Here is an 11,990-nt window from a genome sequence, read left to right as displayed (position 1 = left end):
CATGCCGCCACGCGCTCGTACGGGCGGTGGTCGAACAGCCCCCCGTGGGCCGGCTGTTCGACCACGCCGAGCGTCTCAGCCCGGCCGCAGAGTCCTGCGGCCGGGCTGAAGGGGGTGTCTACCAGGATGACTTGGTCACTCCGGGCAGGAATCCCGCGTGGGCCTGCTGGCGTGTCCGTACGCGCGAGAGCCCGAACTTGCGCAGGAAGCCTCGGGGGCGGCCGTCCACGCTGTCCCGGTTGCGGACGCGGGTGGCGCTGGCGTTCCGCGGCTGCCGACGGAGCTCCTCCTGGGCGGCCGCCCGATCGGCCGGAGTGGTGGACGGGCGCCGGATGATCTCCTTCAGCTCGGCCCGCCGTGCGGCGTAGCGCTGGACGACCTCCTTGCGCTTCTCGTTCTGCGCGATCTTGCTCTTCTTCGCCATCAGACCTTCCCTCCCCGCGCGCGGATCCGCGCCACAGCGGCCTCGATGCCGATGGTGTCGATGGTCTTGATGGCCTTGGCGCTCAGGGTGAGACGGACGTGACGTCCCTCGCTGGGCAGCCAGTAGCGCTTGCGCTGGATGTTGGGGTCGAAGCGTCGTGACGTACGCCGGTGCGAGTGGGAGATGGCATTGCCGAATCCCGGCTTGGTGCCGGTCAGTTGGCAGTGGGCTGACATGGCTGTGCCGCCTTTCTCAAGGGCCGAGCTTGTCGAAAATGAAAATCGTTGCCATATAGTACCTGGCATGGCGCGCACCGAGATCCGCGCCGTCGGCCGACGCCACGTCGACTTCCGCGAAGAGCGCTGACGCCGCCCCTTCCCCGTCCCCACCCCACCCTCGAAAGGCTCCTGCCATGAAGCCCGGCATCCACCACGCCCACGGGCCCGTCCTCCTCCGCGACCCCGCCGGCCACCCCTCCCGTACGGGCACGGCCCGCGTGGAACGCTTCGAGCGCCGCTACGGGGCCCGCTGATGGCGCGCGATCAGCAGCTCCCGGTCGTGATCGTCGCCGGGCTGCACTCCGACGCCCGCAAGGAGGTCGTCGAACGCCTCCTGCGAGCCGTTCCGGGGAGCGTGGCACTGCACCACGACCTGGCCTCGGCGCCCGACGGCACCGTGCTCCGCCTCGTCCGCGACGCCTCCGGCCCCGTCTCCAGCGGCGAGACGCCGCTCGTGAACGACTGCGCCTGCTGCGCACTGCGCGAGGACCTCGTCCCCGAGCTGGAGCGCATGGCCGACAGCGGCCTCACCCGGCTGGCCGTCGTCGAACTGTGGGACTCGGTCGAACCCAAGGCCATGGCGGAGGTCATCGCCGGACACGGTGGTGACCGTCTGGCCGTGACGAGCGTGATCACCGCCGTGGACCCCGCACTCGTCCTGCCCTATCTCGGGAACGGGGACGATCTGGCCGAGGCCGGGCTGGCCGCCGCCGCCACCGACCAGCGGACCGTCGGCGACACCTGGGCCCGCCAGCTCGAGTACGCCCCCGTCCTCGCCGTGGTCGACAGCGACGAGGCCGACGAGGAGGACCACGCCCTCCTCGCCCAGCTGCATCCCACCGCCCGCCGCGTACCGGCCGCCTCCGCCGAACTCGCCAGGGCCGCGCTCGCGGGCTTCGACGTCGAGGCCGCCGCGGCCGCCCAGCACCCGGCGTGCGCGCTGCTGCCCCAGGAGGCGGACGAGGCCGGAGTCGCCACGTTCGTCTGGCACCGCCGGCGGCCCTTCCACCCCGAGCGCCTCTATCAGGCACTCGAGGACCTGTGCTGCGCGGCGGCGCGGAGCCGCGGCCGCTTCTGGCTCGCCGACCGCCCCGACACGCTGCTCGCCTGGGACGCGGCCGGCGGAGCGCTGTGCGTGGAGAGCGCCGGGCCCTGGCTGGCGTCGCTGCCCGACGCGGCCTGGGAGATGGTTCCTCCCGTGCGCCGTGCGGCGGCGGCGCTCGACTGGCATCCCGAACACGGCGACTGCTGCCAGCACCTCGTCTTCACCTCGCCCGGCCTGGACCGGGACGGGCTGGAACAGCTCCTCGACTCCTGTCTGCTGACCGACGCGGAGTACGCGTCGGGACCCGAGGCCTGGAAGCGACTGCCCGCCGCCTTCGCTCCCCTCCTCGACGCCGCCTGACGCACCGCCGTACGAAGCGAACCGCCCGATCACACAAGGAGAAGCCGCCATGGCTCGACGCGCCGAAGCCCGCAAGCCCGCCAAGTCCCGCCCCAACCCGCTCGACGCGGCCGGGATCACGTACATCGACTACAAGGACACCGACCTGCTGCGCAAGTTCATCTCCGACCGGGGCAAGATCCGCAGCAGGCGCGTCACCCGCGTGACGGCCCAGCAGCAGCGGTCCCTCGCCGCCGCCATCAAGAACGCCCGCGAGATGGCACTCCTCCCGTACGCGAGTCGCTGACCGCATCCGCGCACTGTGCCGGCCGCCTTCCCCCGGAGGGCGGCCGGCACAGGCGTGAGTGCGTCCCTTTCGTAACGGGTGCCCCAGGGGACACTTGCAACCCCTAGATGAAAACGATTATCGTCTTACTTGTTCTTGTCATGCTCAATCTCTGCCCAAGGGGGGCTTCTTTTGCGTGCCTTCACGCGCACTCTCACCGTTGCCGGTTCCATTGCCGCGGCCATCGCCGTCGGCGGAATGACCGCCGCACACGCCGCCGGGACAACCCTCTCCAAGGGGCACGTCGACGTCCTCGACGTCGAGTACGACGGGGCCGGCCTCGACCTGCACGTCCACGACGAGTCGGTCACCCCGGACGTCGAGTACGCCCCGGCGGACGTCGTCCTCCAGGCCCTGCCGGCCTCCGCGTACACCGTGCCGAGCGGCACCTGCTACAGCCACCTGGGTACGGCCGGCACCACCGTGTACCGCCTGCCGCAGGTCGAGAACACCACCCTGCTCTGGCCCGGCATCTCCGGCGAGCACCTCTCCACCGGCGTCTTCCAGAACGACAAGGTGCAGGTCAAGCTCACCTCCGTCAGCGGCCCGGGCAAGCTCACCGTCTACAAGAACGGCCTCTGCCCGAAGAGCAACCGCTCCTACGACAGCGGCGACGCGACGCTCACCAACAGCAAGGACGTCGCGGCCGGCGAGCACGACCACGCCAACTGGGTCTTCACCAAGGCCGGTTCGTACACCGCCACCTTCCAGGTGAGCGGCACCCTCACGAACGGCACCCCGGTCGGACCGACCTCCGCCACGTACACCTTCCAGGTCGGCTGACCCCGACCCGCGTCACAAGCCCCGCGCCGGGGGCGGGCCGTGCCCGCCGTTCGAACCGCCCCCGGCGCGGCCGTGGTCCGTCGTTCCCAGCCCCGAAGGAGACGCCCCGCCATGCGGGCCCCCATCGCACCCCGTCCCGTACGAGCCGCCACCCTCGCGGTCGCCCTGTCGCTGCTCTCCGCGGCCCCGCTCGCGCACGCGGCCGACACGCCACCGAGGGAGGCACCCCCCGGAGAGCGCACCGTCCTGAACGGCGGCCACCTCGACCTGGCGGCCAGGCTGAGGAACGGGCAGCTGGAGTTCAGGATCAAGGACGGGACGGTGCCGGGCTCGCTCGTCTGGCGCGAACCCTCCGACGTGCTGCTGCACTTCGACCCCCGCCACGAGATCGTCATCCCGCCGCGCGAGGAGGTCCCGCAGTTCGAGGGGTTCGGCGAACCGGGCGGCAGCCTGTGGGTCGACAAGGACTTCGAGGTGAAGGAAGGGCTGCTCTGGCCCGGCTGGAACACCCTGGAGATCCTGCCCGCGGACGTGGCGGGCGGGGTGAAGGTCACCTTCCCGAAGATCGAGGGACCGGGCCGGTTCGTCCTCGGGCAGTGGGCCGACGACCCCGACCTGGGGGTGAAGATCGGCGTCACCGTCGACAGCGCGAAGACCGACCCGGGTGCGGTCGACCTCCCCGCGTTCACCCACGCCCACCCGCTGTGGATCTTCAACGCCGAGGGCGTGTACCGCATCACGATGCAGATGACCGCCACCTTGCCGTCCGGTGCCACGGTCTCCGACCGGGAGACGCTGGCCGTCGTCGTCGGGGACGACGTCGACCCGGGGACGGTCGTACCGGGCGACGGCACGAACCCGACGCCCAGACCGACGCCGACGCCGACGCCGACGCCGACGCCCACGCCGAGTACGGGATCGCCTTCTGCGACTCCCACACCGTCCGCCACGCCCACCGTCACGACGAGCCCGTCCGAGACGCCCACCATCGGGACGAGCCCGTCCGCCCCTCCCGCCGAGCCGCCGACCCCCACCGCGAGCCCGACGGCGTCGACAACCCCCGCCGCCACGCCCGCTCCGGACTTCCCCACGGGAGACGACGGTTCCACCGTGGCGAACGCGGGCGCCGGCCGCCTGGCGTCGACCGGCGCCGGCGCGGCCCTGCCCGCCGGACTCGCGGCCGCCGCGCTCGCGGCGGGCGTCACGGCCGTCGTGGTCGTCCGGCGGAAGCGGGCGGTCCGATGAGCCACCGCCGCCGCACGGGCGCCCTCACTGCCGCCGCCCTCGCGACCGCCCTGCTCGTGTCCGGCTGTGGCGCCGGACCGGGCAAGGAAGGCGAGGACGCCGAACTCACCGTCTCCACGACCACCGCGATCATCGCCGACCTGGTGCGCAACGTGGGCGGCGAGCGGGTCGACGTCACCTCCATCGTCCCGCACCACGGTGACCCCCACTCGTACGAGCCGAGCCCCGGCGACGCCGCCAGGATCGCGAAGTCGGACCTGATCTTCAGCAACGGGCTGCTCCTCGAAGAGCCCGGCATCATGAAGATGATCCACACCAACGCACCCGAGAAGACCCCGAAGGTGCCGATCAGCGAGAAGCTGGAGCAGTACGGCGGCTCGGTCATCAAGCTCAAGGAGGACCTCGGCCTCGACGTGCTGTGGCTGGGGTGGGCCGTCGAGGGCGAGGTCGCGGGCGACGGGTCCCAGGTCCGCACCACGGCGACGAGGCTCGAAGGTCCGGGCGACCTCCACGTCTACCTGACCGACACCCTCGGCACCCCGCAGATCTCCATCGACTCCACGGACGGCTTCGACGCGAAGGACTCCTTCGCTCTGCCGCCGGAGGCCCACACCCACGTCAACTGGGCGTTCAGCAAGCCCGGTACGTACCGCCTGACCGTCGAGGGGCGCACGGAGACCCTGGACGGGAGGACGGCGCCCCTCGCGAGCGGCACCCTCACGTTCGTCGTCGGCGGCACCCACGGCCCCCCGGGCAGGACCGTCCTGGACGGCGGGCACGCCGACATCGCCGTCAACGCGCAGACCCGTACCGTCCAGGTGCGTTCCGACGATCCCAGGACCGGGCGGCGCACCCGGCATCGGGCCGACGCGGTCGTGCTCTCCGTCCCCGACCGGGCGAAGGCGGCCGTGCCCAAGGAGGAGACGTACCGCTTCCTGGGGCGTCCGGGCGCCGACATCTGGGTGCTGCCGCAGGCGGTCATCGGCAAGCACGTGCACGGCGAGATGGACCCGCACGCCTGGGAGGACGTGGCCAATGCCGAGGCGTACGTCCGCCGCATCGAGGCCGAGCTCATCACGGCCGACCCCGAGGGCAAGGCCGCGTACGAGCGCAACGCGGCGCGCTACCTGAAGCAACTGGGCGCGCTCGACGACGAAGTGGCCGGAAAGCTCGCCGCCGTCCCGGCCGAGAACCGCAAGCTGATCACCACCCACGACGCCTTCGGCTATCTGGCCCACGCCTACGGCATGGAGGTGGCCGGCTTCGTCGTCCCCGTGCCCAGCCGCGAGCCGAGCGCCGCGGAGATCGCCGCGCTCCGCGCCACGATCCGCGAGAAGAAGGTCCCGGCCGTGTTCCTGGAGCCGAACCTCGCCGCACGGGCGGACGTCCTGCGCCGGGTCGCCGAGGACGAGGGCGTCGGCATCTGCACCGTCTACGGCGACTCCTTCGACGACAAGATCCACGACTACGTCGCGATGATGCGCCACAACGCGAACGAACTGGCCCGCTGCCTGGGCCGCGAGGGGAGTGGGGCCCGATGAGGCTCGTACGCAACAGCAGGGTCGCCCTCGCGGCGGCGGGAGCGCTCGCGCTCGGAGGAACGGCCATGACCGTCCCGCCCGCGCCCCCGCTCGTCGTCGCGGCCGTCACGCTCACCGACGGCGTGCTCAGCCTGGGGGAGGGCGGGGTGATCGACGTCGACGACACCCACAAGGTGGTCGGGCCGGACGGCGCGTACCGCTGGGAGCTGAACCCGGAATGGGACACGACCCGGCTGCCCTCGGGCTCGGTGCACTGGTCGCTGACCGGCCTCGCGGGGCCGGGCATCCTCCGGGTCACCGAGCCGAACGGCGCCGAGATCGGAGAGGCCGGCGATGAGCCCCTCGTACGGTTCGACAGTGCGGACGGGCTGCCCGACGGGTACGACCTGCCGGCGGCGGCGCGCGGCGCGACCCGCTGGTCGTTCGACGCGCCCGGAACGTACACGCTGACCTTCACGGCCCGGACGCCGGGGGAGACGGAGGGACCGCCTCTGGTCGCCGAGACCACGTACACGGTACGGGTCGGGGACGCGGCCCTCGCTCAGCCGCAGCCGCAGCCGCAGCCGCAGCCCGTGCCGGAGGAGGTCGTTCAGCCCGGTCGAGAGCCGGTCCAGCCGGTGGAAACCGTCCCCGCACCGACCACCGGCCGGCAGGTCGCGGCCCAGGCCCCGAACCTGCTCCCGGCCGCCGAACCGGTCGAGACGGTGAAGAAGGTCCTCGACGAAGGACACATCGACATCGCGGCGCGCGTCGTCGACAGCAGGCTGCAGATCCACGTCAAGGACGGCACGGTCCCGGGCAAGACCCTGTGGCGCGAGCCCTCGTCGGTCGTCCTGCACGTCAAGCCGGGGGCGAAGAAGACGATCCCGGCGAACAAGGACTTCGCCTTCCTCGGGAAGGCGGGCGACCCGGTCTGGCTCCTCGACCAGGTGCAGCAGCCGGGGCTGCTGTGGCCCGGCTGGTCCACCGACAACATGGCGGCCGGAGCGACGCGGGGCGAGGTCGAGTTCAAGCTGGCGAAGGCCGACGGGCCGGGGAACTTCGCGCTGTACAACTACGACGGCCTTTCGGGCGCGACCGTCCGCTTCAACAGCGGAGACGGCGTGCCGGACACGTTCGGCGTACCGCAGAACACCCACGCGCACGGCGGCTGGGCCTTCGGCAAGGAGGGCGTGTACCGACTGACGCTCACGATGTCGGCCACACTGGCCGACGGTTCCCGGTCGACCGACACGGAGACGCTGGCCTTCAGCGTGGGCTCGGGCGACCCGAACCAGGTGACGCCCGGCGGCACGGGCGGAGGCTCGACCGGAGGGTCCACGGGGGGTACGACCGGTGGTACGACCGGTGGTTCGACCGGCGGCTCGACGGGCGGTGGGGCGGCTGACGGCGGCACCACGGGCGGTCCCACCGGCGGGGCGACGGGCGGCGGCACCGGCGATTCGACCGGCGGTACCACGGCTGGCTCCGGTTCGCCCACCGGCGGCGCCATGGCGAACACCGGATCGGACGGTACGTGGGTGCTCGCCGGTACGGCGGCCGCGCTCGCCGTGGCCGGTGCGGGTGCCGTCGCACTGACCCGCAGGCGCACCTCGTGAGCGCCCCCGAGCAGTTGCTCGGCGTCGAAGGAGTCTCCGTCGTCCTCGGCGGCCGAACGGCCGTACGGGACGCGTCGCTGACGGTGGCGGCCGGTGAACTCGTCGGCCTCCTCGGACCGAACGGCGCGGGCAAGACCACCCTCCTGCGCGCGGTCCTCGGCCTCGCCTCGCCCGCGACCGGTCGTGTCGAAGCTCCAGGACAGGTCGGCTACGTACCCCAACGGCACGAATTCGCCTGGGACTTCCCCATCGACGTGGCCGGTGCGGTGCTCAGCGGTCGTACCCGCACGATCGGCTGGCTCCGACGTCCCCGGGCGCACGACCGCGCCGCCACCGACGAGGCGCTGGAACGGGCCGGCCTGACCGCACTGCGACGCCGCCCCATCGGCGAGCTGTCGGGCGGACAGCGCCAGCGTGTTCTGGTGGCGCGTGCGCTCGCCGCGGAGCCCAGGCTGCTGCTTCTGGACGAACCGTTCACCGGTGTGGACGTCCCCACGCAGGAACTGCTGAACGAGCTCTTCGGTCGCCTCGCGGCCGAGGGCCGAGGACTGCTGATGACCACACACGACCTGGCCGCCGCGGCCCGCACCTGCACCCGCGTGGTCCTGCTCAACCGCACGGTCGTCGCGGAAGGCGGACCCGAACTCCTCTCCGACGCGGACCAGATGCTGCGGGCCTTCGGACTCGACCGAGCCGTCGCCGCCGCGGCCGGCGCGGAGGTGGCGGCATGACCGACCTGCTCGCCTTCTTCGCCGACCCGTGGCAACTGCCCTTCATGCGCCGCGCGTTCACCGTCGCGGCGATCGTCGGACTGGTCTGCGGAGTCGTCGGCGTCTACGTCGTCCTGCGGGGCATGGCCTTCATCGGTGACGCCGTCGCCCACTCCGCGTTCCCGGGCGTGGCGCTCGCCTACGCCTTCGAGGGCAACCTGCTCCTCGGCGGCGCGGCGGCCGGCGTCACGACGGCGGTCCTCATCGCCTTCGTCTCCCAGAACAGAAGACTGAAGGAGGACACCGTCATCGGCGTCTTCTTCGCCTTCGCGTTCGGCCTGGGCATCGTGCTCGTCTCGACCCGCGACAGCTGGACGACCGATCTGTCGTCCTTCCTCTTCGGGCAGGTGCTCGCCGTCGACGACGCCGACATCTGGCGGGTCGCGGCCATGGGCGCCGTACTCGTCGCGGTCGTCCTCGCGCTCCGCAAGGAACTCGTGGCGGTCAGCCTCGACCGCGAGACCGCACGCGCGGCCGGTCTCCCGGTGCTTCCCCTCGACCTGACGCTGTACGTGGCCGTGACCGCGACCATCGTGATGTCCCTGGAGGCCGTCGGCAACATCCTCGTCCTCGCCCTCCTGATCACCCCGGCCGCCACGGCCCGCCTCCTCACCGAACGACTGTGGGCGATGACGGCGCTCGCGTCTCTCTTCGGGTGCGCCGGCAGCCTGGCCGGGCTGTACGTCAGCTACGCCTACGACCTCGCGGCCGGCGGCTCGGTCGTCGTCGTCCTCACCGCGGTGTTCGCCCTCGTCTGGCTGCTCGCGCCCCGCCACGGACTGGCCGCGAAACTCCGCACCCGAGGCGGAGCCGTCGAGGAGGGGACACCAGAAGGCGGGACGGCTCCCATGCGGGCGTCCGCCGAGGTCCCGGCCGTGCGCTGACCGGCTCCGGGCGATCTGACACGCGCGCCGGAAGTCAGTCCCGGTGCTGGTCGGCCGGTTCCTTCAACAGCCGATCCAGCTCGCTCCCGGCCTCGGCATAGCCGGCGTCGGAGATCCGCTGCAGCTCGCGCAGGTCTCCGGCGGCGGTGGCGCGCCGGGTGAGCAGGAACCCGGCGCGCAGGGATCCCTCGTCCAACAGCTCGCTCAGCTCCTCCAGGTCACCGGCTGCGTCGACGAGGTCGGCCAGGCGGTCCAAGGCGGTCTCGCTGCCCTCGTCGGCGAGTGCGCGCAGGGTCTCACGATCGATGTTCATGTGCTCCATGACGCCATGGTGCGGCCCTGCCCCTGGGGAAAGGTCAAGTGGGACGATGGCCGGGTGATCACCATCGGGCAGCTCGCCGACTACGTCGGAGTGTCGGTCAAGACCATCCGCGTCTACCACGACAAGGGACTCCTCCCCGAGCCCGACCGGGACTCGTCCGGCTACCGGCGCTATGGCGCCGGCGACGTCGTCGACCTCATCAAGATCCGGACGCTCGCCCGGGCGGGCGTCCCCCTCGCCCGCATCCGAGACCTGAGATCAGCGACCGAGGAGGAGTTCCAGCAGGCGCTGCGGGGGATCGACCGCGAGCTCACCGCCCGCATCCGTGACCTGCGGGAGACACAACGTCGCCTGCGACGGCTCTCCGCCGGGCAGCCGGCACCGGTTCCCGCCGAGGTCGCCGCACATCTGGAGCAGCTGACGGACTGGGGGTTCACCTCGCGCTGGGTGGACCTCCAACGCGATCTGTGGATCCTCGTCTACGCCACGCACCCGGACCACGCGCCCGCCCTCTTCCACGACCAGGCCGCGTCCCTGGCCGACCCGGCGCTACGGCAGCTCTTCCACGACTACGACCACACGCACGACCTCGACCCCGCCGATCCACGCATCGACGACCTCGCCCACCGCATCGTCACCGCGGCCAGGGAACGCTACGGCTCCGAGGAGCCGCCCGGACTGACCGGGGACTCCGCCATCCCCGCTCTCATCCAGTCCTCGGTCAACGCGTCGTCCCCGGCCTGGGCGCGACTCGATCGACTGATCCGCGGACAGGCGGCGGGCGACTGACCGCCGGGCGGGTCCTTCCTGGGGGATCACACCCTGCTGATCCGAGGGCGGATCGCCTTGCAACCTGTACCCGGGTACAGGTTTACCGTCGGAGGTGTTCCCCACCGTGGGGACGTGCCGACGGGAGTGAGCGCGATGAGCGATCCGGAGTGGGTACCGCGGTCCTGCACGCTGCCCACCGAGGAGCGGCCCCTCAGGGTCGCCGAGTGGGATGCGCTGTGGGCCGAGCGCCTGACCTCCCTGTCCCGGCCGGAGCCGCTCCACCTGCGGCTCGACCTGGCAGGTGGAGACGGCGTCGAGGACCGGGTCCGAGACCTGGTGGAGCGCGAGAGCGGCTGCTGCGCCTTCTTCGCCTTCACCACGACTCCTGGCGCGGACGTGATCCGGCTGGACATCTCTGTGGACCCGGCGCACAAGGCCGTCCTGGACGCCCTCGTCGCACGCACAGGTGCTGCGGGGGAACAGCGGTGAGCACGGGCCTGCGCAGCGGCCAGGTCGCCGCTGCGGCGGGGGTGAACGTCCAGACGTTGCGGTACTACGAGCGGCGGGGCCTGCTGGCCGCGCCGGAACGCAGCAACGGCGGCCACCGCGTCTACGGATGGGCATGTCGCGCAGGTGCCCGGGGCCTGCCCGCGCCGGCCTGCGTGGTGCCCCCGACCTGCTGACGATCACGGGAAGGGGTCGCCGGTAGTGTCGGGCGTCATGACCGTCACCCGTTCCGTCGCCCTGTTCGTCGTCGCCGCCCTCTTCGAGATCGGCGGCGCGTGGTTGGTCTGGCAGGGCATCCGCGAACACAAGGGATGGATCTGGATCGGCGCCGGCGTCATCGCGCTCGGCCTGTACGGCGTCGTGGCCACCCTCCAGTCCGACGACAACTTCGGGCGCATCCTGGCCGCCTACGGCGGAATCTTCGTCGCCGGTTCGATCGCCTGGGCCATGGTCGCCGACGGCTACCGCCCCGATCGCTACGACGTCATCGGCGCCCTGGTCTGCCTGGCCGGCATGGCCGTGATCATGTACGCACCGCGCAGCCACTGACCGGGCAGCGGCGCGTCAACCCCGTGTGCGGCCACGTGGCACGTCCGGGTCCGTCAGGGACGCGCATGAAGACGACCGGCGGTCGTCAGGATCCCGTCAGGGGCCACCAGGAAGCGGTGGGTCGCGGGCATAGCTTCGATGTCGTGCCGGATCGCGCTCACGGGTCCGGCACGTACCTGTCCGACCGAGGTTCCTCAAGGAGCACCGCATGTGCCTCTACCAGTACGACGACGATCCCGAGCCCGAGGAACCCGACCCGGCCGGGCCCCTGTACGTCCCGGTCCGGCCGGGGACACAAGCGGTGGCGCTCCGCGCCTTCCGGACACCGCTGGGCAGCCGTACCGCCGTGGGGTTCACCACCGTGGAGGGGCTGACCGCCACACTCGGCGCGGAGCAGCCCTGGATCAGGCTCTCGGAGCCGGTTCTGCGCTCGCTGGCCGAGCCGCTCGGCATCGACCTCCTGACCGTCGACCCGACGCTCACCGCTCCCGCGGTCACCGGCCCGCCGCTCGCCGTCCAGGCAACGCGGAAGGGGCGGCCCGTCCGCGACATCGGACCGGCGGCCCGGACCACCTGACCCGTGCTGCG

16 protein-coding genes are annotated in these 11,990 nt (G+C 72.0%); 13 read left to right on the top strand and 3 right to left on the bottom strand.

The annotated features are described in order from the left end of the window. Positions 1-118: 118 nt before the first annotated feature. On the bottom strand, positions 119-424 hold the full coding sequence (gene rpsN / locus ACWGN5_RS21605) for a 30S ribosomal protein S14 (protein WP_453517521.1): 306 nt from the start codon (positions 422-424) through the stop codon (positions 119-121). Beyond that, on the bottom strand, positions 424-660 hold the full coding sequence (gene rpmB, locus ACWGN5_RS21600; RefSeq protein WP_453517519.1) for a 50S ribosomal protein L28: 237 nt from the start codon (positions 658-660) through the stop codon (positions 424-426). The genes rpsN and rpmB overlap by 1 nt, the downstream gene beginning before the upstream one ends. A gap of 295 nt (positions 661-955) precedes the next feature. Between rpmB and ACWGN5_RS21595 the strand changes: the two genes are divergently transcribed. The 8 genes from ACWGN5_RS21595 to ACWGN5_RS21560 all read left to right on the top strand — a co-directional run bounded on the left by ACWGN5_RS21595 (position 956) and on the right by ACWGN5_RS21560 (position 9,253). After that, complete coding sequence (locus ACWGN5_RS21595; protein WP_453517516.1) at positions 956-2,107, top strand: CobW family GTP-binding protein; 1,152 nt, start codon at positions 956-958, stop codon at positions 2,105-2,107. A gap of 49 nt (positions 2,108-2,156) precedes the next feature. Next, positions 2,157-2,393, top strand: a complete 237-nt coding sequence (gene rpsR, locus ACWGN5_RS21590) for a 30S ribosomal protein S18 (protein ID WP_453517513.1) — start codon at positions 2,157-2,159, stop codon at positions 2,391-2,393. Between the two features lie 237 nt (positions 2,394-2,630). Further along, the gene (locus ACWGN5_RS21585) at positions 2,631-3,215 is read left to right on the top strand and encodes a choice-of-anchor M domain-containing protein (protein WP_453517510.1); all 585 of its coding nucleotides are present in this window, start codon (positions 2,631-2,633) and stop codon (positions 3,213-3,215) included. A gap of 111 nt (positions 3,216-3,326) precedes the next feature. Then, positions 3,327-4,460: a choice-of-anchor M domain-containing protein gene (locus tag ACWGN5_RS21580; protein ID WP_453517508.1), complete on the top strand. Its 1,134-nt coding sequence runs from the start codon at positions 3,327-3,329 to the stop codon at positions 4,458-4,460. Next, positions 4,457-6,001: an anchored repeat ABC transporter, substrate-binding protein gene (locus ACWGN5_RS21575; RefSeq protein WP_453517506.1), complete on the top strand. Its 1,545-nt coding sequence runs from the start codon at positions 4,457-4,459 to the stop codon at positions 5,999-6,001. Before ACWGN5_RS21580 ends, ACWGN5_RS21575 begins: the two co-directional genes overlap by 4 nt. Beyond that, positions 5,998-7,599 (top strand): choice-of-anchor M domain-containing protein, encoded by a 1,602-nt coding sequence (locus tag ACWGN5_RS21570; RefSeq protein WP_453517504.1) that lies wholly within the window; start codon positions 5,998-6,000, stop codon positions 7,597-7,599. The genes ACWGN5_RS21575 and ACWGN5_RS21570 overlap by 4 nt, the downstream gene beginning before the upstream one ends. After that, a complete protein-coding gene (locus ACWGN5_RS21565; RefSeq protein WP_453517503.1) occupies positions 7,596-8,330 on the top strand; it encodes an anchored repeat-type ABC transporter ATP-binding subunit in 735 nt (244 codons plus the stop codon). The genes ACWGN5_RS21570 and ACWGN5_RS21565 overlap by 4 nt, the downstream gene beginning before the upstream one ends. Next, positions 8,327-9,253: an anchored repeat-type ABC transporter permease subunit gene (locus tag ACWGN5_RS21560; RefSeq protein ID WP_453517501.1), complete on the top strand. Its 927-nt coding sequence runs from the start codon at positions 8,327-8,329 to the stop codon at positions 9,251-9,253. The genes ACWGN5_RS21565 and ACWGN5_RS21560 overlap by 4 nt, the downstream gene beginning before the upstream one ends. A gap of 34 nt (positions 9,254-9,287) precedes the next feature. Here the strand turns inward: ACWGN5_RS21560 and ACWGN5_RS21555 are convergent, their stop codons facing one another. Beyond that, entirely contained in the window at positions 9,288-9,575 is a 288-nt protein-coding gene (locus tag ACWGN5_RS21555) for a hypothetical protein (protein ID WP_453517499.1), read from the bottom strand. 54 nt (positions 9,576-9,629) lie between these two features. Here ACWGN5_RS21555 and ACWGN5_RS21550 point away from each other — a divergent pair, with 54 nt between their 5' ends. From ACWGN5_RS21550 to ACWGN5_RS21530, 5 genes are all read left to right on the top strand, one after another. Continuing rightward, complete coding sequence (locus ACWGN5_RS21550; RefSeq protein WP_453517497.1) at positions 9,630-10,364, top strand: MerR family transcriptional regulator; 735 nt, start codon at positions 9,630-9,632, stop codon at positions 10,362-10,364. Between the two features lie 114 nt (positions 10,365-10,478). After that, positions 10,479-10,835, top strand: a complete 357-nt coding sequence (locus ACWGN5_RS21545) for a hypothetical protein (protein ID WP_453517495.1) — start codon at positions 10,479-10,481, stop codon at positions 10,833-10,835. Further along, positions 10,832-11,029 carry a MerR family DNA-binding transcriptional regulator gene (locus ACWGN5_RS21540; RefSeq protein WP_453517493.1) on the top strand — a complete coding sequence of 66 codons (198 nt, stop codon included), beginning with the start codon at positions 10,832-10,834 and terminating at the stop codon, positions 11,027-11,029. The genes ACWGN5_RS21545 and ACWGN5_RS21540 overlap by 4 nt, the downstream gene beginning before the upstream one ends. A gap of 37 nt (positions 11,030-11,066) precedes the next feature. Beyond that, on the top strand, positions 11,067-11,402 hold the full coding sequence (locus ACWGN5_RS21535; RefSeq protein ID WP_453517490.1) for a YnfA family protein: 336 nt from the start codon (positions 11,067-11,069) through the stop codon (positions 11,400-11,402). A 208-nt stretch (positions 11,403-11,610) separates the two neighbouring features. Further along, positions 11,611-11,979 carry an SAV_915 family protein gene (locus ACWGN5_RS21530; protein WP_453517488.1) on the top strand — a complete coding sequence of 123 codons (369 nt, stop codon included), beginning with the start codon at positions 11,611-11,613 and terminating at the stop codon, positions 11,977-11,979. The last annotated feature ends 11 nt before the right edge of the window (positions 11,980-11,990 follow it).

This window comes from Streptomyces sp. NPDC055815 (genome assembly GCF_053616475.1).
The sequence above is the reverse complement of the archived record's forward strand: the minus strand, read 5'-3'. Positions and strand labels throughout refer to the sequence as shown.